The 22414-nt window shown below is 51.6% G+C and carries 18 protein-coding genes and 1 tRNA gene; 8 read left to right on the top strand and 11 right to left on the bottom strand.

The window, feature by feature from the left end:
• Window positions 1-2: 2 nt before the first annotated feature.
• On the bottom strand, window positions 3-278 hold the full coding sequence (rpoZ, locus tag QWJ20_RS19455; RefSeq protein ID WP_005968230.1) for a DNA-directed RNA polymerase subunit omega: 276 nt from the start codon (window positions 276-278) through the stop codon (window positions 3-5).
• A 53-nt stretch (window positions 279-331) separates the two neighbouring features.
• Window positions 332-955 carry a guanylate kinase gene (gene gmk / locus QWJ20_RS19450; RefSeq protein WP_095701105.1) on the bottom strand — a complete coding sequence of 208 codons (624 nt, stop codon included), beginning with the start codon at window positions 953-955 and terminating at the stop codon, window positions 332-334.
• A gap of 321 nt (window positions 956-1276) precedes the next feature.
• On the opposite strand from gmk, the gene ligB reads away from it, so the two are divergent.
• The 4 genes from ligB to QWJ20_RS19430 all read left to right on the top strand — a co-directional run bounded on the left by ligB (window position 1277) and on the right by QWJ20_RS19430 (window position 6085).
• Entirely contained in the window at window positions 1277-2968 is a 1692-nt protein-coding gene (gene ligB / locus QWJ20_RS19445) for an NAD-dependent DNA ligase LigB (protein WP_433993270.1), read from the top strand.
• Between the two features lie 255 nt (window positions 2969-3223).
• Window positions 3224-4903 carry a kdo(2)-lipid A phosphoethanolamine 7''-transferase gene (eptB, locus tag QWJ20_RS19440; protein WP_433993269.1) on the top strand — a complete coding sequence of 560 codons (1680 nt, stop codon included), beginning with the start codon at window positions 3224-3226 and terminating at the stop codon, window positions 4901-4903.
• Window positions 4904-5034: 131 nt separating this feature from the next.
• A tRNA-Pro gene (locus QWJ20_RS19435) sits at window positions 5035-5111 on the top strand.
• Window positions 5112-5560: 449 nt separating this feature from the next.
• On the top strand, window positions 5561-6085 hold the full coding sequence (locus QWJ20_RS19430) for an Ail/Lom family outer membrane beta-barrel protein (RefSeq protein ID WP_095701108.1): 525 nt from the start codon (window positions 5561-5563) through the stop codon (window positions 6083-6085).
• A 43-nt stretch (window positions 6086-6128) separates the two neighbouring features.
• Here the strand turns inward: QWJ20_RS19430 and QWJ20_RS19425 are convergent, their stop codons facing one another.
• The 5 genes from QWJ20_RS19425 to QWJ20_RS19405 all read right to left on the bottom strand — a co-directional run bounded on the left by QWJ20_RS19425 (window position 6129) and on the right by QWJ20_RS19405 (window position 10812).
• Window positions 6129-7733: an EAL domain-containing protein gene (locus QWJ20_RS19425; protein ID WP_433993268.1), complete on the bottom strand. Its 1605-nt coding sequence runs from the start codon at window positions 7731-7733 to the stop codon at window positions 6129-6131.
• Window positions 7734-7944: 211 nt separating this feature from the next.
• Window positions 7945-8727 (bottom strand): carboxymuconolactone decarboxylase family protein, encoded by a 783-nt coding sequence (locus QWJ20_RS19420; protein ID WP_219679054.1) that lies wholly within the window; start codon window positions 8725-8727, stop codon window positions 7945-7947.
• Between the two features lie 10 nt (window positions 8728-8737).
• Window positions 8738-9223, bottom strand: coding sequence for a (R)-mandelonitrile lyase (locus tag QWJ20_RS19415; RefSeq protein WP_433993267.1), 486 nt, complete (start codon window positions 9221-9223; stop codon window positions 8738-8740).
• Window positions 9224-9408: 185 nt separating this feature from the next.
• The gene (locus tag QWJ20_RS19410) at window positions 9409-9567 is read right to left on the bottom strand and encodes a hypothetical protein (protein WP_433993266.1); all 159 of its coding nucleotides are present in this window, start codon (window positions 9565-9567) and stop codon (window positions 9409-9411) included.
• A 42-nt stretch (window positions 9568-9609) separates the two neighbouring features.
• On the bottom strand, window positions 9610-10812 hold the full coding sequence (locus tag QWJ20_RS19405; RefSeq protein ID WP_433993265.1) for an NAD(P)/FAD-dependent oxidoreductase: 1203 nt from the start codon (window positions 10810-10812) through the stop codon (window positions 9610-9612).
• 278 nt (window positions 10813-11090) lie between these two features.
• Here QWJ20_RS19405 and pitA point away from each other — a divergent pair, with 278 nt between their 5' ends.
• On the top strand, window positions 11091-12596 hold the full coding sequence (gene pitA / locus QWJ20_RS19400) for an inorganic phosphate transporter PitA (RefSeq protein ID WP_039487480.1): 1506 nt from the start codon (window positions 11091-11093) through the stop codon (window positions 12594-12596).
• Between the two features lie 186 nt (window positions 12597-12782).
• On the opposite strand, the gene uspB is transcribed toward pitA, so the two are convergent.
• Window positions 12783-13118 (bottom strand): universal stress protein UspB, encoded by a 336-nt coding sequence (gene uspB / locus QWJ20_RS19395; protein ID WP_010281678.1) that lies wholly within the window; start codon window positions 13116-13118, stop codon window positions 12783-12785.
• A gap of 557 nt (window positions 13119-13675) precedes the next feature.
• Between uspB and uspA the strand changes: the two genes are divergently transcribed.
• The 3 genes from uspA to QWJ20_RS19380 all read left to right on the top strand — a co-directional run bounded on the left by uspA (window position 13676) and on the right by QWJ20_RS19380 (window position 17236).
• Entirely contained in the window at window positions 13676-14113 is a 438-nt protein-coding gene (gene uspA, locus QWJ20_RS19390; protein ID WP_095701112.1) for a universal stress protein UspA, read from the top strand.
• 291 nt (window positions 14114-14404) lie between these two features.
• A complete protein-coding gene (gdhA, locus tag QWJ20_RS19385; protein ID WP_014913653.1) occupies window positions 14405-15748 on the top strand; it encodes an NADP-specific glutamate dehydrogenase in 1344 nt (447 codons plus the stop codon).
• 174 nt (window positions 15749-15922) lie between these two features.
• Entirely contained in the window at window positions 15923-17236 is a 1314-nt protein-coding gene (locus QWJ20_RS19380) for an NAD(P)/FAD-dependent oxidoreductase (protein WP_433993264.1), read from the top strand.
• Between the two features lie 89 nt (window positions 17237-17325).
• Here QWJ20_RS19380 and QWJ20_RS19375 read toward each other — a convergent pair whose 3' ends face one another.
• From QWJ20_RS19375 to prlC, 3 genes are all read right to left on the bottom strand, one after another.
• A complete protein-coding gene (locus QWJ20_RS19375) occupies window positions 17326-19221 on the bottom strand; it encodes a bifunctional metallophosphatase/5'-nucleotidase (RefSeq protein WP_433993263.1) in 1896 nt (631 codons plus the stop codon).
• 150 nt (window positions 19222-19371) lie between these two features.
• Entirely contained in the window at window positions 19372-20118 is a 747-nt protein-coding gene (rsmJ, locus tag QWJ20_RS19370; protein WP_433993262.1) for a 16S rRNA (guanine(1516)-N(2))-methyltransferase RsmJ, read from the bottom strand.
• Complete coding sequence (prlC, locus tag QWJ20_RS19365) at window positions 20115-22157, bottom strand: oligopeptidase A (protein ID WP_095993229.1); 2043 nt, start codon at window positions 22155-22157, stop codon at window positions 20115-20117. Before prlC ends, rsmJ begins: the two co-directional genes overlap by 4 nt.
• Window positions 22158-22414 lie beyond the last annotated feature (257 nt).

Raw genomic sequence — 22414 nt, 5'->3', positions numbered from 1 at the left:
GATTAACGACGGCCTTCAGCAATTGCGGTAACCGCCTGAATCTCTGCGGCTTCCTGCTCTTGCTGTTCCTGACGGTCACGAACATCCAGAATCTGGTTGTTGATCAGACCTTCTTCGATTTCACGCAGTGCGATCACGGTGTACTTATCGTTTTCTTCAGGAACCAGCGGATCTTTGCCGCCAGTCTGGATTTGACGGGCGCGACGAGCAGCCACCAACACCAGATCAAAACGGTTACCAATTTTCTCTACAGCGTCTTGAACAGTTACGCGTGCCATAATGTGCTACTCCACAGGAAATAAAATGACTGGGCATCATACTGAAAGAGGCGTCAGTCTGCCAATAGTTTGGTGATTAATGCATCATGCCGAACCTTTTGTCTGCTCAAACGCAGACGTTCGGCGCGAATAATGGTTTTTAGATCGAGCAGCGCCAGATCAAAATCATCATTCACAATCAGGTAATCATACTCGCCGTAGTGCGTCATTTCAGCCACAGCCTGAGACATACGACGGGCAATGACTTCATCGCTGTCCTGTCCACGGCCACGCAGGCGGCGAGCCAGTTCTTCTTTTGACGGCGGCAGAATGAAAATACTGCGCGCGTGCGGCATTTGGGCGCGGATTTGCTTGGCACCTTGCCAGTCGATATCCAGAAAAACATCAACGCCAGTCGCTAATACCTGCTCAATTGCTGGCCGAGATGTACCGTAGTAATTACCGAAGACTTCAGCGTGTTCCAGAAATTCACTGTTCTGAATCATACGCTTGAATTCATCGACTTCGACGAAGAAATAGTGTTCGCCGTGGTTTTCTCCCGGTCGTTTAGCTCGCGTGGTATGCGAAATCGATACCTGAGTGTCGTAAAGCGGCTGAGTTTTTAATAACGCCTGAATCAGGCTGGATTTCCCAGCTCCACTGGGAGCAGAAACGATATATAACGTGCCTTGAGCCATAATGAAGTTTTATTAACGGTTACGGTGGTGAATGGTGATATGCAGCAGAAAAATGTGCATTTCCCCGCATTATACACGCCTATATGTCATCAGTCGCGCTGCGATAAATTCTCCGGTGACTGTTTTTTCGTTATGCCATCGGGAAAACTTTTTGCCAACGTTTCTTTTTTAGATTGCGAAGCGCGTTCCCGTCTTTTTTATTGCTGCTGCAAACGATGAATCATCTTGCGGCGCGTTTGGCATTTCTCCTTTTTCCACCTCGTATTTTTCTCTCCGTTGCTATGTACTGCGGCCATTCGCTAATGGATGGCAGGAGGTTCTATGTGGCTCAGGATCCGCACATTTTTGATCATCATCGTCGTTGGGGGTATCAGCAGTTTCCCAACTGTGGCTGCGGTGTGCCCTGATTGGGATAACACACGGGCTGGCAAAGAAATTGATGCATTGCGTCATCAGTTAGAACAGTGGGATGACGTGTATTACACCGAAGGGAAAAGCCCGATAGAAGATGACGTTTATGATCAGCTGCGGGACCAGTTAAACCAGTGGTTAGGCTGTTTTCAGTCCCAAAACTCGATTCCCGTACGGTTACCCGATAATGGCAAGCAGCCTCATCCTGTTGCTCATACGGGACTGAAAAAGTTGTCCGATCGTCGGCAACTGGTGCAATGGATCGCACTGCGTGAGGATTTATGGATTCAGCCAAAAGTTGATGGAGTGGCTGTCACGCTCGTCTATCAGCACGGCAAGCTCATGTCCGCAGTTAGCCGAGGTAACGGTCTGCAAGGTGAAGACTGGACGGAAAAAGTCCGCCAGATTCCGGGAATTCCTCATCTATTAACCGATGCGCCTTCCTCATTAGTATTACAAGGGGAACTATTCCTGAAGATGACCGATCATCGTCAGCGTACTCAGGGCGGTGTTAATGCCCGCTCGGTCGTGGCCGGTGAGATGCGTCGTCATCAGCCATCTCCTGTGTTGCCGCAGATTGGTCTATTTGTCTGGGAATGGCCGGATGGACCAAAGACGATGCCCGAGCGTCTGGAGAAATTGAAGGAAATGGGGTTTGCGATGACGGCGGACTATACCCATGCTATTGGGTCATTCGCTGATGCGGAGAAATGGCGTCATCACTGGTACCACAACCCACTGCCTTTTGTGACGGATGGTGTGGTTATCCGCCAGACTAAAGAGCCGCAGGGGCGCTATTGGCGTAATACATCGGCCGACTGGGCGATCGCATGGAAATATCCGCCTGTTAATCAGGTTGCGGAAGTGGCTGATGTAGCGTTTTCTGTCGGACGAACGGGTAAGATCGCCGTGGTGTTAAAACTCAATCCTCTTAAATTGGATGACAAATCGGTCAGCCGGGTGAATGTGGGCTCGCTGTCTCGTTGGAAACAGTGGGACGTGTTGCCTGGCGATCGGGTGAGCGTCAGCCTGGCGGGGCAGGGGATTCCACGTCTGGATAATGTGGTATGGCGTGGCACTGAGCGGCCAGCCATCGTTTTTCCCAGTGAACATGATTTCCATGCTTTTAGCTGTTTTCGGTATAGCGTGGTTTGCCAGCAGCAATTTCTGGCGCGCTTAGTCTGGTTGAGTGGCGAGCATGGATTAAATCTGGCGGGAGTGCGTGAAGGGATGTGGCTGCGCCTGATACAACATGATTTACTGGAGGATGTGCTGTCATGGCTATCTCTGACGGAGGCACAGCTTAATGCGGTCAATGGCATGGGCGATAAGCGGGCACGAGATATCTATGATAGCTTACAGTCGGCACGGCAGATGCCGTTATCCCGCTGGCTACTTGCGCTGGGTATTCCTGTTCCTCGCTCCGCCATTAGCGCATTGGATGATGTGGATTGGCTGGCGTTACAGCAGTGGACGGCGCAACAGTGGCGACAGTTCTCCGGTATTGGAGAGCGACGTGCAGAAGAGATTATGGCGTTCCTGAAGCACCCTATCGTGGTGGGATTAATGACCCGATTAGATCGTGAAGGCATACAGAGATAAGCGGTGATGATTTTTCAGAATAGGTTGGGAGCGCATCTTTTATTTTTTCGTGGATTCATTCACATAAAAGGACAATTTTTTTCTGTTCTCTCTACTTAATCATAAGTAAGATTTATCAATTAAAGATCTACGCCTATTTGCTGTTTTGCGATATAGAAATGCCTGATAGTCTGATTATTTCCGTTGAACTCAGGCATACGGATGTTGTCGTATAGCTTCAGATAATAAGAAAGGTTTGTTGGAGCACTTGTCATAATGAAGTTTGTAGCATCTTTTTCGCAACCCAGATTATCGTTTGTCCTGGCAGTCTATATTGGTCTTTTTCTCAATATCTCAGTGTATTATCGCCGGTTTGATTATTTTTCACTCTCTGCTGGTAGCCAGGTTCCAACGTTTATTCCCGCTCTTGTCGAATTGACCGCGAGTATCTTATTTACCTTTTTCCTGATGAGGATTATTTCACTCGGGGGACGTCGTTTTTATCGGATAGTCGCTTCTCTCTTGGTGCTGATTTCCGTTGCCGCCAGCTATTACATGACGTTTTTTAATGTCGTAATTGGCTATGGCATTATTGCGGCGGTCATGACTACGGATATTGATCTTTCTAAAGAAGTTATTGGTTTTCGTTTTTTCCTGTGGATGCTGGTGGTGAGTGCGCTGCCGCTGTTTTTGATCTGGAAAAATTCGCTGCGTCATACGCTGATCGAACAGCTTAAATCACCGGGAAAGCGTTTAGTTCCTCTTCTGGTTCTTGTCGCCGTCGTTGCACTGGTTTGGATGCCGCTTCGCTATATGGACAACGTTCAGTCAGTGTCCGAGCGAGAATCCAATGTGGATTTGCCCAGCTATGGGGGTGTAGTGGCGCACTCGTATCTTCCGTCTAACTGGTTGTCTGCATTAGGATTATTTGCATATACCAAGTATGACGAGAACCAGGATTCCTCCAATCTTTTCGATCCGGCTCAGCATTTTACCTATGTCCCGCCGAAAGGCATTGACGATACCTACGTGGTTTTCATTATCGGCGAAACAACCCGCTGGGATCATATGGGGCTGTTAGGCTACGAGCGAGACACGACGCCGAAGCTATCAAAAGAAAAAAACCTGGTCGCATTCCGTGGTCAGTCGTGTGATACCTCAACCAAGCTTTCCATGCGCTGTATGTTTGTGCGAGAAGGCGGTACGGAAGACAACCCGCAGCGAACGCTGAAAGAACGGAATATCTTTTCCGTACTGAAAGAGCTGGGCTTTACCTCTGAGCTGTTTGCTATGCAAAGTGAGGTATGGTTTTACAATAGCATCGAGGCAAACAACTATTCTTTCCGTGAAATGATTGCGTCAGAGAAACACAATGACGGTAAGTCGGTGCAGGATATGTTGCTGGTCGATGAAGTTAAGGAATCGCTGGCACGCTACCCCAAAGGTAAACACTTGATTGTGCTGCATACCAAAGGTTCTCACTACCTGTATTCCATGCGATATCCCCGCAGCTATGCGCGCTATCAGCCAGAATGTATGGGCGTTGATGCCTCTTGTACGCGTGAGCAACTGATTAATGCTTTCGATAATAGCGTGCTCTATACCGATAGCTTTATTGATAGCGTGATCGACCAGGTGAGGGATAAGAAAGCGATTGTATTTTATGCCTCCGATCACGGTGAATCCATCGATGATAACTATCATCTGCACGGCACGCCGCGTCAGATGGCACCGCCTGAACAGTTCCGTTCACCGATGATGGTTTGGACATCGGATAAGTTTCTGGCTGACGCCGATAATCAGCATGCGTTCGAGCAGTTGAAGGCTCAGCAGCGCGTTGGCAAAACACATCGCCATGAAGAGCTGTTTGATACGATTCTTGGATGTGTGGGATACACATCGCCTGACGGTGGTATTAACCCTAAAAATAACTGGTGTCAGAAACCAGCTAATTGATATGAATCACGGACAAGGACGTCGGTTTCAGGCTGTAAATACAAGAGATGGACACTTTAACGGCAGCTGAAATCCTTTTGCTAAAAAGGTATTGACGCTCTAATAAGGTAGCAGTAATATGCGCCCGCATTCGGCGAGTAGCGCAGCTTGGTAGCGCAACTGGTTTGGGACCAGTGGGTCGGAGGTTCGAATCCTCTCTCGCCGACCACCACCCTCCTTCAGTGAATCATTCTCAGCTTTTCTCCTGTTTTAATTATCGTCTGCTCACACTATCTGTTTAAAAAAACACTATCTGTTTAAAAAATAGTCTCACTTAAAAAACGTTTCGTTTAAAAAATAGCCGCTTGTAAGAAACCTTTATAAACTTAGGGTTTATTTCAATATTCTTTGGCGTCGAAAATTTCCATATTCCCTCTATATTCAGTTCAGAATCCTCCCAAAAACATCGGGAAAAATCGCGCGTTAATTATCAAAAATAATGTCTATATTTTTGTTTTTTAATGATTTATTTGAAATAAATCTCAGTTGTTTAAAAATAAGACTGACTTTACCTCTCTGTATTTAAATGTAAGTTTGTGTGCGGCCAACATTCGCGATACTTATATATTCGCTTTGTTGAAACCGTCTTTTTATTCAAATATGGAAGATGTTTCGATCATGAAAAAAACAACACTGCTACTCTCCACTTTGATTGCTTGTGCCATGGGAATGTCTGCTGCTCAGGCGACACAAACGGTGTCTTTGGGTTATGCTCAGGCGAAAGTCGATGGCTTTAAAGATCCAAAAGGGATTACGGCCAAATATCATTATCAGGGCGATTCTGCACTTGGTATTATCGGCTCTTTCACTTATGTGAGCGCGGAACAAACTGAGTATTATCAGAATTCAAGCAGTGATGTTTATAAGCTGAAATACTCTTCACTAATGGCTGGTCCGTCTTACCGTTTTAACGAATATGTCAGCGTTTACGGCTTAGCGGGTATTGGATACGGAAAAACCAGTTGGGAAGAAGGGGATGCCTTCCGCCAATCTGGTAGTGAAAGTAAATCTAGCTTCGCCTATGGTGCCGGTATTCAAATTACGCCAGTAGCTAACTGGGCGATTGATATTGGTTACGAAGGCACGAAGATTTATGAAACGCGTGTAGACGGCTTTAATATTGGCGTCGGTTACCGTTTCTGATTTGCCGATTATTGAATACCGGTGGACAAGTTTCTGCCGGTTATTACTGCTTTTTCCCTTCTTTTTTTTTATTTATAAAGCTCTCAATCGATTTATTGCCATTATAGTGAAGCCAGACCAGCAACGATTCATTGTCCATTGGCTTGGCATAAAGGAATCCCTGTATATATTTGACGCCGCGCCGTTGTAAATACATGAGCTGTTGTTCGGTTTCCACACCTTCCGCTACGGATTGAAGCTTGATGCGATGGCTCAAAGTAATAATGGCATCAAGAATAGGGGCTTCTTCATCCGGTGATGAAACCGCGCCGACGAATCCCTGATCTATTTTCAGGCAATCCAGCGGAAAATTTTGCAGATAAGAAAGTGAACAGTGGCCGGTGCCGAAGTCATCAATGGCAATCATAAAGCCATCTTCACGCAGCTGATGCAGGCGCTGTATGATTTCAGGACCGTTGCTGATGAGGTTACGTTCTGTCAGTTCCAGCGTAATGCTTAATGAATGAGCGGCGACTTTCTCTGCGAAGCGGTGTACATCTGATACGAAACTCGGGTGATGCAAATGCTCTGCTGCAACGTTGAGCCCCAGATGAAATCCCGGTTTTACCTGCCAACTGGCGATATCTGACGCCACCAAATCAAATAAATGTCGAGTGATGGGAATGATCATACTTTCTGCTTCGGCGGCAGAGATAAATATATCGGGTCTAATCCACTGGCCATCGCTGCGTCGCCAGCGCAGTAGCGTTTCTACTCCAGTACAGGCTTGTGATTCCGTGTCATAGATCGGTTGGTAATAGACGGAAAACTCGCCGTTAGCGATGCCCTTACGGATTTCTTCGCGGAAGAATAACTTACGTTTTTGCCAGTACCACATCGCCGTAGTGAAAAGCAGAGAGAGAATAATGGCCAGTGGCAGAAACGTGAAAAATGCCTGCTTCCAGTTGGTGATTTCTTGGGTGGCAGGGGCGGTAACATTGAGGGTAAGCGGAAAGCGGCTCGACTTGATTTCAAGCGCAGAGGTAGAAAACAGGCTCCTGTGCGGCGTAATGGTTGGGCCCGTTTGAATCGGGTGACCGTTATCCATTTGCAGGATAAGTTGATAGCCGCGAATCTTGCTAATCGCAGTCATGAGGTCGATCAGATATTGCGCATCGACCATGGCGTAAGCGCCGTATCCCGTAGGAGGCATCTGGACGAAGATCAGCGCCGGGCGTTCTTTCACGTTGTCTGAACCGGAAATCGATAGGCTCCAGCGTTCAGAATAGGTCTCCGGTAGCGGCTGTTGAATGACGCGGCTGAGTGGCGTCAGCGTGCTGCCAAATGTTGAAGAGCAATAGACGTCGGTATTATGGATAACGCCGATAGCGCGGAAGTAAGAAAAGACCGAACCAAGACGTTGCAGTTCATCGCCGATGACGTCGCAGGGCTGACCATGAAAGCGCTGGAGGCGATCTACCATCTGCCATGCCTGTGTCGAAATATTCTCGGCATGATTCATTGCGATTTGCGCAGTGGATTCCAAATCGCGCTTTACCATTAATCTGGACTCAACAAAAGTGAACAATAATCCAAGCAGCAGTGGCAGCATGCCTGCAACCAGTAGCAGCAATATGTTGATTTTATGTTCACTACGTCTGGGGCTCATTCACATCTCCTGTCTGGCAGCAGAGGCCTATGTAGAGACGTCCTTTTCTCCATGAATCAAAGGAGAGTGCTGAATAGAGATTATTATAGTGGTTATTTGCTGAAAGAGATTCGGCGACAATAAAGTTTGTAACCTGAATAAGCGGGGGTTGGATTACTGTTCACACGAGCTGAATGTTGCCCTGTGCATTACACAGGGCATCTTGCGATCGTCAGCTTCCGTTACGGGACGTGACGACCTCTTTAAATACCGGCAGCGCGGCAAATACTTTTGGCCAACCAGCAATAAAGGCCAACTGGGTAAGCGTTTCGGAAGCCTGCTCTTTGGTGAGCCCGCTATCCATTGCCCGGTTCAGGTGGTAAGGCAGTTGGGCTGACTGGCCCTCAGTGATGAGTGAGCTGACCGTGATCAGGCTGCGGTCTCGCGGAGCCAGCCCCGGCCGCAGCCACAGATCGCGGAAAAGAGCCTCAGTGGTGTACTTCTCCACGCCAGGCGCCAGATTGCCCAGGCTTTCTGATGCGAGTTTGACGCGTCGAGCTTCGGCAGCTTCATCAATTTGAAGCAATTTGACGTCAACACTTGGAAGCTGCTCTGAGCGGATCCCCCGGCTGGCAAACACGCTGCTTGTGACCACCGCAGCTGAGGATGCGTTAGGCCAGCCAGCATAAAACGCCAGATGCGTAAGCAGCTCTGAAATTTCGGACGGCTTCACGCCATTATCCAGCGCCACATTCAGGTAATGAGGCAGAAGGGTGGTATTGTCGCGGGTAACAAGCGCGGCGAGAGTGACCAGACTACGGTCACGGGCGGAGAGCTGCTGTCGCTGCCAAAGTTCGCCATCGGTCAGCTTTTGTGTATAAGCGCTCATGGCGGGTGCCGCTGTGCGAACGGCAGTATTAACGTCTGGTTGAGCAGGGAAATTATGCTGCCCTTGTGTCGCGCAACCAGACAGGAAAAACGCGGCGGCGATCAGTGAAAGGGATGTTTTTTTCATCGCGTTCTCCTTAATGTCCGTACTGCTCGTCGGAAACTTTCTCCATCCACTGAACGTTTTTCCCTTCAGCGTCGCTTTCCTGAATCGCAAGATGCACCATTCCGGTTGTTGCGGTCGCGCCGTGCCAGTGCTTCACGCCCGGTGGGCAGGAAACCACGTCACCTGCGTTGATCACTTTTTTCTCCCCGCCCCACTGTTGAATCCAGCCGGTTCCAGAAGTGACCACCAGCGTCTGGCCTAGAGGATGAGTATGCCAAGCCGCGCGTGCGCCGGGCTCAAAGGATACGTAAGCGCCTGTCGTGCGCTGAGGCGACTGCGCTTTGATGAACAGCGGATCAATCCAGGCTCTGCCGGTGAAGTTTGCTTCCGGGGCGCGGATAAACTCCCGGCTTCCACTTTCAGAAATTGTCATTTGGGCGTCTGCCGCCAGAGCCGTTGGTACAGCAAAGGCTGAGAACAGAAATGCACCAGCGATCGAAGAGGTTTTAAAATTCATTACTAACTCCGTTAGAGGGAAAAGAAATAATGGGGCGGATATTTATGAAATTAAGTTTTGTACTACCCCAGTGATATTTAGCAGAGTTGGTATGAAAGATAATTAATGAAAATCGATAGCCTTTATGAGTTTATCTCATCAATCAGGCTGGTCTGTGCGAACGTTTTGGTGAGGATTGGTTTAAGTTATGACCGCATACCCGATGGGGAAGTCTGCTTGCGCAGGGCGGTAATCTCTTTCTTGGCTGGAACGCCGAACAAACGGCGGTATTCGCGGCTGAATGGCGAAGGGCTGTCATAACCCACTTTGGAAGGATGACTGCTGTTGAGGCTCGCAAGGTACATTGAACCGTTTGCCTTGCTCGCCTTATATCAATTCTATGTCTATCAGCTTTCTACAAAAGGCAGCGCCTGCGCACATGCCCATGCAGAGCTCCACGCCCATTGGAAGTTATAGCCGCCGAGCCAGCCGGTCACATCGACCACTTCACCGATGAAATACAGCCCCGGCACCGCGCTGGCTTCCATGGTTTTGGAGGATAGCGCGCGGGTGTCAACGCCGCCGATGGTGACTTCGGCCGTGCGATAACCTTCCGTACCGTTTGGCTGCACGCGCCACTGTTGCAGGCTCTGTTCAATCTGCGTTTGCTGTGCGCTGTTGAGCTGTTTCAACGTGACGTCCGGCAGTTGTCCTAACTCCTGTAGGCATTCAACCAGTCGTTTAGGTAGCCACTGTGCCAGCGTGTTTTTCAGGCTTTGGTTCGGGTGAGCGGTGCGCTCGTCATTAATAAGCTGGGTAAGATCGCGGTCAGGCAGCAGATTGATGGTGACGAATTCACCCGCTTGCCAGTAGCTGGAGATCTGCAAAATAGCCGGGCCAGACAGCCCGCGATGCGTAAACAGAATGTTTTCACGGAACGTCACGCCGTTTTCTGCGGTGACGACAGTCGGCACCGAGACGCCGGAGAGCGTTTGCAGCTGTTCGAGCAGCGGCTTGTGCAGCGTAAAGGGCACCAGTGCAGCGCGAGTTGGGAGCACGTTGATACCGAACTGTGCGGCAAGCTGGTAGCCAAACGGCGTCGCGCCCAGGCCGGGCATCGACAGGCCGCCACAGGCAACGACTAACGATGCGCTCTGGAATGATGTGCCGTTGCTTAGCTGGACGGTGAACAAATCGTCTGATTTCTCCACCGAGGTCACTTCGCTGCGCAGACGCAGGGTGACGTTCGCCCGCTCGCACTCTGTGACTAGCATGTCCACGATTTGCTGTGCGGAATCATCGCAGAATAGCTGACCGAGCGTTTTCTCGTGATAAGCGATGCGGTGGCTGTTGACCAGGCTGATGAAATCCCATTGGGTATAACGCGCCAGTGCCGATTTACAAAAGTGAGGATTGTGAGACAGATAGGCCGCTGGCTCTGCATACATATTGGTAAAGTTGCAGCGTCCGCCGCCGGACATCAATATTTTCCGGCCAGCCTTCTTGCCGTTATCGAGCAGTAGAACACGCAGTCCGCGTTGTCCTGCCTGTGCTGCACAAAACATGCCTGCTGCACCGGCACCGATAATGACAGCGTCAAACTGTTCCACAATGCATTTCTCCGATGAGTGATTTTATCTTCTTGGATTGCCGCAGGCCGATAAGCCGTAGGGCGGCAAATTGTAGTGTTGGTTTTTGTTCGATACCAGCGTAACAATTTGCATATTTTAGTAAAAATATATAATTATTTGATTTTTATTGATTAAGTGCTTTGTTCATCGATCGTTGTCACATATTAAGTCAAAAAAATGTCATATTTCGCTTTTCCAGACCCCTGCTTGTCGCCGATAATGCGCCGCGTTCATGACCACTAAATGGCCTAACGTTTATGCTACATTTATTTGCCGGTTTGGATTACTACACTGGCCTGATGTTGATATTGGCTTTGTTGTTTGTACTGATGTATGAAGCCATCAACGGTTTTCACGATACTGCGAATGCCGTTGCCACTGTTATTTATACCCGAGCTATGCGCGCCGAGTTTGCCGTTGTTATGGCGGGTGTCTTTAATTTCTTCGGTGTATTGCTGGGCGGCCTGAGCGTGGCCTATGCAATTGTTCACCTTCTCCCCACTGATTTATTGCTGAACGTGAGTTCGGCGCACGGTCTGGCGATGGTCTTTTCCATGCTGCTGGCTGCCATTATCTGGAATCTGGGTACCTGGTATTTCGGTATTCCTGCCTCCAGTTCTCACACGCTGATCGGCTCCATTATCGGTATTGGTTTGACCAACGCGCTGTTGACGGATACCTCCGTCGTGGATGCGTTGAACGTGCCGAAAATGATCAGCATTTTCCTGTCGCTGTTGCTCTCGCCGATTGTGGGGATGGTGGTTGCAGGCCTGCTGGTGCTGGTGCTGCGTCGGTTCTGGAACGACAGTAAAAAACGCAAACGCGTGCATCTGACGCCTGTCGATCGCGAAAAGCAGGACGGCAAACGTAAGCCGCCGTTCTGGACGCGTACCGCGCTGATTTTATCGGCGATTGGGGTGAGTTTCTCTCACGGTGCAAACGACGGTCAGAAAGGTATCGGCTTGATTATGCTGGTGCTGATTGGCGTCGCGCCAGCCGGGTTTATTGTCAACATGAACGCGTCTGGCTATGACATCAGCCGTACCCGTGATGCTGTTGTCAATTTGCAGGAATACTACAAGCAGCACGGCGACGCGTTGACGCACGTTATCGACCTGTCTCCGCCAGTGATACCTACGCCAGAAAGCACGATACCTGGCAACGGTCAGAAAGAGTTTCACTGTGACAGTTCACGCGTGATGATTGCGATTGACCGTACACAGGGCCTGCTGAATAACCTGAAAAGTTACGACCAGTTGAACCCTGACGATCGTAGCAGAGTACGTCGTTTGCTGATGTGTATCTCTGATACGATGGATCGGGTGATCAAGCTGCCAGAAACGTCAGGCGAAGATAAGCGCTACCTGAGCAACCTGCGTAAAGACATGCTGCAGACGGTTGAGTATGCGCCTCTTTGGATTATCGTCGCTGTCGCATTGGCGCTGTCTCTGGGCACCATGGTGGGCTGGAAACGCGTGGCTGTGACCATCGGTGAGAAGATTGGTAAGAAAGGCATGACCTACGCACAGGGCGTTTCGGCGCAGGTGACGGCGGCCCTGTCGATTGGCGTTGCCAGCTATACCGGTATGCCGGTTTCCACCACGCACGTATTGTCCTCGGCGGTTGCCGGGACGATGATTGCGGACGGTGGTGGCGTACAGGGCAAAACGATCAGAAGTATTCTGCTTGCCTGGGTGTTGACGCTGCCGGTCTCAATGCTGATGTCCGGTACGCTGTACTGGCTGGCGTTGAAGCTGATCTAACGGCGGTAACTCATCACGCATCAAAAAACGTAGGGAACGTTTTTCAACGTCGCTTACGTTATAAAAAAGGCGATTCTGTGGGGAATCGCCTTTTTACTTTTTATCGACGTTCATGGTTGTCATACCAATGAGGGTGTTAATAACAATAGCTATGTTAATGCCAGAGAATTGTGTCAGTACCCGCGTTTAATACCATATCGTCATTGCAAACAGACTGATGACGATAAGGCCACACAGGGCGGTCGTAAGTAGAAACTGTCCCCGCACTCGCTCGCAACGGCGAATAAACTCAGGGTCGTGATGATCAAGATAGCGTTGCGCGTAGATATAGCGTACCAGCCGGATTTGTTTACTTGGCTGGCCGTGCGATGTAAAGAAGCCACCCCCGTCAACGTATTGGTAAAGCAGCGGGTCACAATCACGCAAAATCAGCAGTAACACGCGTAATGAAGAGTAGTACCTCGCCATATTGATGATGCAGACGATACATAAAGCCCAGAAAAGCGCAAATGTACTAATCATGCTTCCCTCCCGGTCGTTCTATTCGTCAGATACGATGGCCATGCCTTCCGATTGCCCACCTGTCACCGATGATAAGCGCTACTCTTTATTTATCCGCGACGCTTATCGACGACGTTTGTCTGTGACATTTTTCTACGAATAGTTATGCCACGCGCTTGCGCACGATTTTATTGTCATTTTGGATAGCCAACGGCATCACGGCTAGCCCCATTCTCGTTTTCCATCCCAGGGTGCAGCGGACAGGCTCGCCGCTCCCTACTTCTAGTGTAGAAGAAGAATGTTCGTTTGTGCCAGAGAGGCTGGCGCAAACGGCATGAAGGACGATTTTCGACGAGATAACGCCCTTTCTGAAAGGAGAAGCTGCGCGATTTAACTGTGAAAAGGAGCAGTTTCTACTACACTTATCAATAGAATTAACAGGTTTGAAAACAGGTTGTGATCGACTGAACATACCGATAGCGCGGACGAGTGCTATCCTATAATCCGCTGTTAAGTATCAGATTGGCAGGAGAAATATCTGCTAACCCTTAATTAGTCTTTACGGAAGGAGTCTTATTATGGCTTACAAACACATCCTTATTGCTGTTGACCTTTCTCCAGAAAGCAAAGTGTTAGTGGAAAAAGCGGTTTCAATGGCAAGACCGTACAATGCGAAAGTGTCGTTAATCCACGTCGATGTGAACTACTCCGATCTCTACACCGGGCTGATTGACGTCAATCTGGGTGACATGCAACAGCGTATCTCCGAAGAAACCCAGAACGCGTTGGCTGAGCTGTCCGAGAATGCGGGCTACCCTATCAGCGAAACGCTGAGCGGCAGCGGCGATTTAGGGCAGGTGCTGGTTGATGCGATTAAGAAATACGATGTCGATCTCGTGCTGTGCGGTCACCATCAGGACTTCTGGAGCAAACTGATGTCTTCTGCTCGCCAGCTGATTAATACCGTACATGTCGACATGCTCATCGTGCCGTTGCGCGATGAGGAAGACGAATAAAAATTAGCTTTTTTTGCATTTTTTTTCAGTGACGAAAGGCACGGCTTCTTAGCTGTGCCTTTTGTTATATAACAAAAACTTATAGCAAATTTCTCTTCTCAAATCGCCAAAAAACCCTTCCTATCCCATTGGATTATAACGTTTATCTGAAAAGAAAACGCTTGCTTAAATATCCATCGCCAGTGTTATAGTCCAGAGGACACAACATCATTTTCACCGATCCCACAAGCTTCTGCGTGTCTAAAAATAAAGAAGCAGACGGGAACTTATTCGTTCAATCAGGAGCTGTTCATGGCACAAATCGTATCTCTGGCAAGTTTTCTTGATTCTGTTCAACAACGCGATCCGCATCAGCCTGAGTTTCTACAGGCCGTTAATGAAGTCCTTTCCACTCTGTGGCCTTTTCTGGAACAGAACCCTCACTATGCGGATTACAGCCTGCTGGAACGATTGGTAGAACCGGAACGCGTGATTCAGTTCCGCGTCGCATGGACGGACGACAAAGGTCAGGTACAGGTGAACCGCGCCTGGCGTGTTCAGTTCAGCTCTGCGATCGGTCCGTACAAAGGCGGCATGCGTTTCCATCCGTCCGTTAACCTGTCGATTCTGAAATTCCTCGGATTCGAGCAGACCTTCAAAAATGCGCTGACGACGCTGCCAATGGGCGGCGGCAAAGGCGGCTCGGACTTTAACCCGAAAGGGAAAAGCCAGGGCGAAGTCATGCGCTTCTGTCAGGCGCTGATGACGGAGCTGTATCGTCATCTGGGTGCGGACACAGACGTTCCGGCGGGCGACATCGGCGTGGGCGGCCGTGAAGTCGGTTTCATGACTGGCATGATGAAGAAACTGACCAACAACACCGCGTGTGTCTTCACTGGTAAAGGATTATCGTTCGGCGGCAGTCTGATTCGTCCTGAAGCGACGGGCTACGGCCTGATCTACTTCACGGAAGCGATGCTGAAACGCCACGGTCTGGGCTTTGAAGGCATGCGTGTCGCGGTGTCCGGTTCCGGTAATGTGGCGCAGTACGCGATTGAAAAAGCGATGGAACTGGGTGCACGCGTGGTTACGGCATCGGATTCTAACGGCACGGTGGTGGATGAGAGCGGGTTTACCCCAGAGAAACTGGCGCTGCTGGAAGAGATTAAAAACAAACGCTATGGCCGCGTGGAAGATTACGCGCGCGAAGCGAAGCTGACCTACCTCGCAGGCAAAACGCCGTGGGAAGTACCGGTAGACATCGCGCTGCCGTGTGCGACGCAGAATGAGCTGGATCTGCCTGCGGCGCAGACGCTGATTGCTAACGGTGTGAAAGCCGTGGCAGAAGGTGCCAACATGCCAACCACGATCCCAGCAACCGACGCGTTCCTGGATGCTGGCGTGCTATTTGCGCCGGGCAAAGCGGCTAACGCGGGCGGCGTGGCGACATCCGGTCTGGAAATGGCGCAGAACGCAGCACGTTTGGGCTGGAAAGCAGAGAAGGTGGATGCGCGTCTGCACCACATCATGCTGGATATTCACAATGCCTGTGTGCAGTACGGCGGTGAAAACAGCCAGACTAACTACGTGCGCGGTGCCAACGTGGCGGGCTTTGTAAAAGTGGCCGACGCGATGCTGGCGCAGGGCGTCGTGTAACGCCTTAGTCCTTCTGAGCGCCTGTATTCGCAGGCGCTTTGATTTCTCACTTATTTCTCTAAGTTTTAGCGACATTTCTTGCTGGACACCGCTTCCCGCCTTTCTTTATCTTAATCAGCATTACGTATCGTCAGTCTTCTGGTACAACCCGTTCTCTTCAAGGCTTACACCACTGTGAAAATCAAACATCTTCCTTTCGATCAGAATCGTAATGGCTGGTCGGCAGATCTTATCGATAAACCGAATTACCCGCAGCAGCGTGGAAAAACAACGGCAGACTGGCTGGTGATCGGCGCTGGCTATGCGGGGATCGCCTTTGCACAGCGTCTGGCTGAGCTGCGCCCGGATAAACACATTATCCTGCTGGATGCGGGCGAGATTGGCGACAATGCCTCCGGGCGTAACTCCGGTTTCGTTATCGATTTGCCGCACAACATCGGTAGCTCGACGGCCGAACTGGAAAAAGCGGCGGCGTATCGTCGCCTGTTGCAGTCCGGCGTGGCGCATCTGAAAGAGAAGGTGGATCGCCATGCGATTGCGTGCGACTGGAGCGTGGCGGGGAAATATCACTGCGCCGTCAGTTCAACGTTTAACGGCCTGATCGATACCTATGTCCGTGAATTGAACGATCTGGGTGAACCCTATCAGGTGGTGGAAAAAGACGAGCTTGCTCGCCGCCTCGGCACGTCTTTCTATCATCGCGCCGTGTATACCCCCAATTGCATTCTGCTAAACCCAGCGGCGCTGGTGATCGGGTTGGTGGCGAATCTGCCGAAGAACGTGACGGTTTACGCCCATTCACCTGCGCTGAATATCGAAACCGGATCGCGCATTCGCGTGGAAACGCCGTACGGCGAGATTCAGGCAGATAAGCTGATGATGGCGATTAACGGCGCGGCGCGCGGCCTGCCGCTGTTCAATGGCCGGGTGTTTGCCGTGGCGACCTTCGCGACGCTGACAGAACCGCTGAACGCAGAGCAGATAGCACGCATGGGTGACATGCCGGACTGGGGGCTGACGCCGGTCAATGCGCTGGCCAGTGCGACGCTGCGCTATACGCGCGACCATCGCTTCCTGATTCGGGAGCATGTGAAATTTACCCCGGAGCTGGTCAATAGCGCGGTAGAAACCGGACGCCACGCGCGTCGTCACGCGGCTATTTTTGCCCGGATGTTCCCGCAGTTGAGCGATGTGAAGATGGCGCATACCTGGTCAGGTTTGATTAGCGTAACGCGCAACGGCGCGCCAATTTGGGGGCAGTTAAGCGACAATGTGTACGCGTCCGCAGGCTGTAACGGGGCGGGGCTGTCGAAGCAAACCGCTGCCGGACATATTCTGGCGGATTTGGCGCTGGGTGAAGACAACCCGCTGATCGCCGATATGCAATCGCTCGGACAGGCTAACTACCTACCGCCGCGTCCTTTCCTGGATGTGGGCGTGAACGGCTACCTGACGAGCGAACGCTGGAAAGCCCGCAGCGAGAGATAACACAGCCTGCCAATGGCAGGCTGTGATCTATCCATTATCACTGCTCGACGCACGTTGTCAGCGGTCTTGGATTCCCGCTGAGGCGTCGGTTAGTTAATGGCTGCGATAATCGTCAGCTGATCGTTCAGCCGCTGTTTGGTCAACGCGTTGGTGGCGCTGTCGCGCTGTTGCGTCAATTCCGCCACGCGTTTCTCCTTCTGCGCGGCATCCGGCAGCAATAATGCTTTCACGTTGATGGATTGCACGTTGCTGTAGCGGCCATCGTCTGAGGTCAGTACGCTGATTTTTCCGCTGTTGAGCAGCGATTCAACGATGTGGCGTTCGCGCTCATAGCCCTGCAATCCCGCCAGCTTCCAGCGCTGCGGCACCGTACCCTCGTATTGGCCTTTTTTCACCTCGGTCAGATAACGGATGGTCAGGTTACGAATCGTGCCGGCCTCTTCGCCATATTTTGCTTTGGTATCCGACAGCACTGGGAACTGCATCCCTTCCAGCACGCCGCCTTTCTGCGTCAGGTGGCCCATGCGGTAACTGTTCATACCCAGACGAATTGGCATGTCGTCGGTAACGGGCATGCCGTTATTCATTTTCAGGTCGGTGATGCGCTGCCCGGCGGGTTTCGTCAGGTCGATGGTGTACGTCACGCCGTCGAAGAAATCGTTAGTGGAATACTTGGACGCGCGGCGCTGCGGATTGAAGCTGTAAGTCACATCGCCGTCCTGTAGTTGGTTGAAGTAACCCGCTGACCATTCCATGTATTTCTTCAGCTCTTTACCGGTGAGCTGATAAACCGTGATCTCGCCGCCAGCGTATTGATAGTTAAAGGCAATGTCCTTCGCGGCGATGGTGCCGACGTTCAGCTTGGGCCGATCGTTATCAATTTGCAGTGCGATAACCTGCGCTTTAGGAGCGTAATAGCGGCTGGCCTCCTGGAACAGGGCGCTGATACCGGTGTCCTGAACGTGTACCTGAGGAATGCCTTTCACGGCATCTTGCGGCACCAGATCGTGCCCGAGGAGTTGCGCAATCGGGCGGTTAGCGTTGGCGCGCAGAGTATTATGATAAGGCTCGTAGATGTCTTCCATCTTGCGGTCAGAATCCACGTCCTTGATCGAATAGGTATAGCTGTCTTTGTTGATCAGCACGTACTTGCCGTTCTGCTGCTCAAACTGCAAATCGATGCGCGACAGTGCACGGCCATATCTGTCCGGTTCGGTGACGATCACGCCATTAATCACCTCTTTATCCACTTTTACGTGCATATGGCCCGCGACGATGGCGGCTAATTCAGGATTTGCGCGAGCGATATCACCAACGCCGGTGCCCGGTCGCTGGTTCTCGTTATCGATTCCCATATGGGCGACCAGCACAATGGCATCCACTTTGCCGTGGAGTTGCTGTATAACGGTTTTTACTGCTCCGACAGGATCGGTAAAGTTCAGCCCTTTCACACGGTCAGTGCCTTTGGCGAATTCCGCGGTCATCGGCGTATCCATACCGATGATGCCAATCTTCACGCCCTGCCGTTCGACAATTTTATAGGCGGGTAAGTAAGGTTTACCGCTTTCCCAAAAAATGTTGCCCGCTAGCGCGGTGCCTTTGAATTGGTCAAGCGAGGTGGAAAGCACGTTCAGGCCGAAATCGAACTCGTGGTTGCCCAGTACCCAGACATCATAATTCAGGGCGTTAAAACCGAGGATCATCGGGCTGGTGTTGTCATTCTTAAAGGTTTCGACAAAGTTGCCCTGAATGGTATCGCCCGCATCAACCAGAATCACATTCGGCTGCTGTGCGCGAACTTTATGCACCTGTGTTGCGATTTGACTCAGGCTGCCAGCCATGTTGGCGGTGTCGGTAGCGTAATCCCAGGGAACAAAGGTGCCATGCAGATCGGATGTCCCCAGAATCGTAATATTGACGGGTTCTTGAGCGGCCATAGCAGAAGTACTCAAACAAAGCAGAAGTGACAGAAGCGTTTTTTTCATTATGTCATCTTAGTGTCATAAATGGTGATAGCGCGGAATTATGCGATTTGCTTCCCATTTGTGCTATAGACTTTGCAAAAACAGCATAGAAAATGCGAAGCAGGGTAAGTTTTTAGCCGCCGATGCGCTTAGCGGCGCAGCGGCGAGGGGTCAGGCGGGGAGATAGAAATCGAAGCGGTGGCTTTTGGTTTCCAGCATAGACTGTGCCGGTACGCCAGCCAGCGGCGGTGCATAGTCTGGTCGCTTCACCACGACGCGTTTTTTCGCCAGCGCACGGGCGGGTTCCAGCAGCGCATCGGCATCGTCATCTGCACCCACCAGCGACTGAAACACCCGCATTTCTTTCTTCACCAGCGCGCTCTTTTGTTTGTGCGGAAACATCGGATCGAGATAAACCACATCCGGTGGCGGCGTGATATCGCGCAGCGCAGTCATGCTTGACGCGTGCAGCAGCGTCAACCGCTCCCGTAGCCACGGGCCAATTTCTGCGTCCTGATAGCCACGCTGTAGCCCGTCATCCAGCAGTGCCGCAACCACCGGATTGCGCTCCACCATACGTACGTGGCAGCCTAATGCGGCCAGCACAAAAGCATCGCGACCTAGCCCGGCCGTCGCATCCACGACATCCGGCAGGTAATCTTTTTTGATACCAACCGCTTTAGCGACGGCCTCGCCGCGTCCGCCGCCAAAGCGACGACGATGCGCCATCGCCCCACCAACGAAATCGACGAAGATAGCGCCAAGCTTCGGTTCGTTCTGCTTGCGCAGTTCCAGACGTTCCGCAGTCAGCACCAGCGCCATGACCGCATCGGGATCGGAAACCAGCCCCCAGCGTGCGGCCAGAGAAGATAAGGCGCCACTATCGGCGCCTTCTTCTGCGATTAAGCAGATGCTCATCCTTTGATGCCGTAATGCGCGAGCATGGCATCCAACTGCGGTTCACGGCCACGGAAGCGTTTGAACAGCTCCATCGGCTCTTCGGAACCGCCGCGGGTCAGGATGTTATCCAGGAATGACTGACCAGTTTCACGGTTGAAGATACCTTCTTGCTCGAAGCGGGAGTAAGCATCCGCCGCCAGCACGTCCGCCCACAGATAGCTGTAGTAGCCTGCGGCATAACCGCCAGCGAAGATGTGGCTGAACGCGTGCGGGAAGCGACCCCAGCTTGGGCTTGGCACCACGGCCACCTGCGCTTTGATTTCAGCCAGCGTTGGCAGAATCTGTGCGCCTTTCGCAGGATCAAACTCGGCATGCAGGCGGAAATCGAACAGGCCGAATTCCAACTGACGCAGAATGAACAGTGCAGCCTGATAGTTCTTCGCCGCCAGCATTTTATCCAGCAGTTCCTGTGGCAGCGGTTCACCGGTTTCGTGGTGGCCGGAGATAAAGGCCAGCGCTTCCGGTTCCCAGCACCAGTTTTCCATGAACTGACTCGGCAGTTCGACTGCATCCCACGGTACACCGTTGATGCCCGCGACACCGGCGGTATCGATCTGGGTCAGCATGTGGTGCAGGCCGTGACCGAATTCGTGGAACAGCGTGGTGACTTCGTCGTGGGTGAACAGCGCTGGTTTGCCGTTGACCGGACGGTTGAAGTTACAGACCAGATAAGCGACCGGTTTTTGCAGTTCGCCGTTGCCTTTACGCAGTTTACCCGCACAGTCGTCCATCCAGGCACCGCCGCGTTTGTGTTCACGGGCGTACAAATCGAGGTAGAAGCTACCGCGCAGCTCACCGCTTTCATCGAACAGATCGAAGAAGCGAACGTCCGGGTGCCAGACATCGACGTCTTTACGCTCTTTGGCGGTGATGCCGTAGATGCGTTTGACGACTTCGAACAGGCCGTTCACCGCGCGTTCTTCCGGGAAGTACGGACGAAGCTGCTCATCGCTGATGGAATACAGATGTTGCTTCTGCTGTTCGCTGTAGTAGGTGATATCCCAAGCCTGCAATTCATCTACACCGTAGTGTTCTTTGGCGAAGGCACGCAGCTGCGCGAGTTCTTCTTCAGCCTGTGGACGGGCGCGTTTAGCCAGATCGGTCAGGAAATCGAGCACCTGCTGCGGGTTTTCCGCCATTTTGGTCGCCAGCGACTTGTGCGCATAGCTGTCGAAGCCTAGTAGCTGTGCCAGCTCGTGACGCAGTGCCAGCTCTTCTGCCATCACCTCACTGTTGTCCCACTTGCCCGCGTTCGGCCCCTGATCGGACGCGCGGGTGCCGTAGGCGCGGTACATCTCTTCGCGCAGCGCCTGATTGGTGCAGTAGGTCATCACTGGCAAATAGCTTGGGATATCCAGCGTCAGCAGCCAGCCGTCTTGTTCTTTCGCTTCGGCCTGCGCTTTGGCCGCTGCCAGCGCGCTTTCCGGCATGCCATCCAGCTCGGCGACGTCGGTAATCAGCTTGCTCCAGCCCATAGTGGCATCCAGCACGTTGTTGCTGTATTGCGAACCGAGTTCGGACAGACGAGCGGAGATTTCACCGTAGCGTTTCTGTTTTTCTGGCGACAGGCCGATACCGGACAGTTCAAAATCGCGCAGCGCGTTATCAACGGATTTCTTCTGCGCCACGCTCAGTGCGGTGTAGTGCTCGCCGTCACGCAGGCTGCGGTAAGCCTGATACAGCCCGGCATGTTGGCCGACCCAGGTGCTGTGCTCGGACAGCAGCGGCAGACATTCTTCATAAACCGCACGCAGCTCTGGGCTGTTCTTCACCGCATTCAGATGGCTGATGGGTGAAAAGATGCGGCCAAGACGATCGTCGCTGTCTGCCAGCGGTTGGCACAGATTATCCCATGTAAACGGCCCCGCTTGCGCCACCACGCGTTCTACTGTCTCGCGGCATTCATCCAGTGCGGACTTCACCGCAGGGACAATATCTTCCGTTTTGATACTGGAGAACGGGGGCAGGGTAAATGAGGTCAGTAATGGATTCGTCATGGTGCCGTCCTGATAATTGTGGGTGATCTCGTTGCCGGTAAGTGAAATCCGTTGCAGAGAGAAACCGGCAAGGCGGATATCTATTGCGGATTAATCACTAAGATGAGGTCAAGCGCCGTGAAAATCAATGGCGGAGGGGATGCCGTTCGTGACCGAAGGTGCGTTTTTCGGCCGAAGAGAAGCCCCGTTTGTCACCTGAACACGGCTGCTTACATCGCATTGAAGAGGTTTTCCTGAAAATTTTTGCACTTTTTCTG

The organism is Pectobacterium sp. S5, assembly GCF_051707265.1.
GTDB lineage: Bacteria > Pseudomonadota > Gammaproteobacteria > Enterobacterales > Enterobacteriaceae > Pectobacterium > Pectobacterium polare.
The sequence above is the reverse complement of the archived record's forward strand: the minus strand, read 5'-3'. Positions and strand labels throughout refer to the sequence as shown.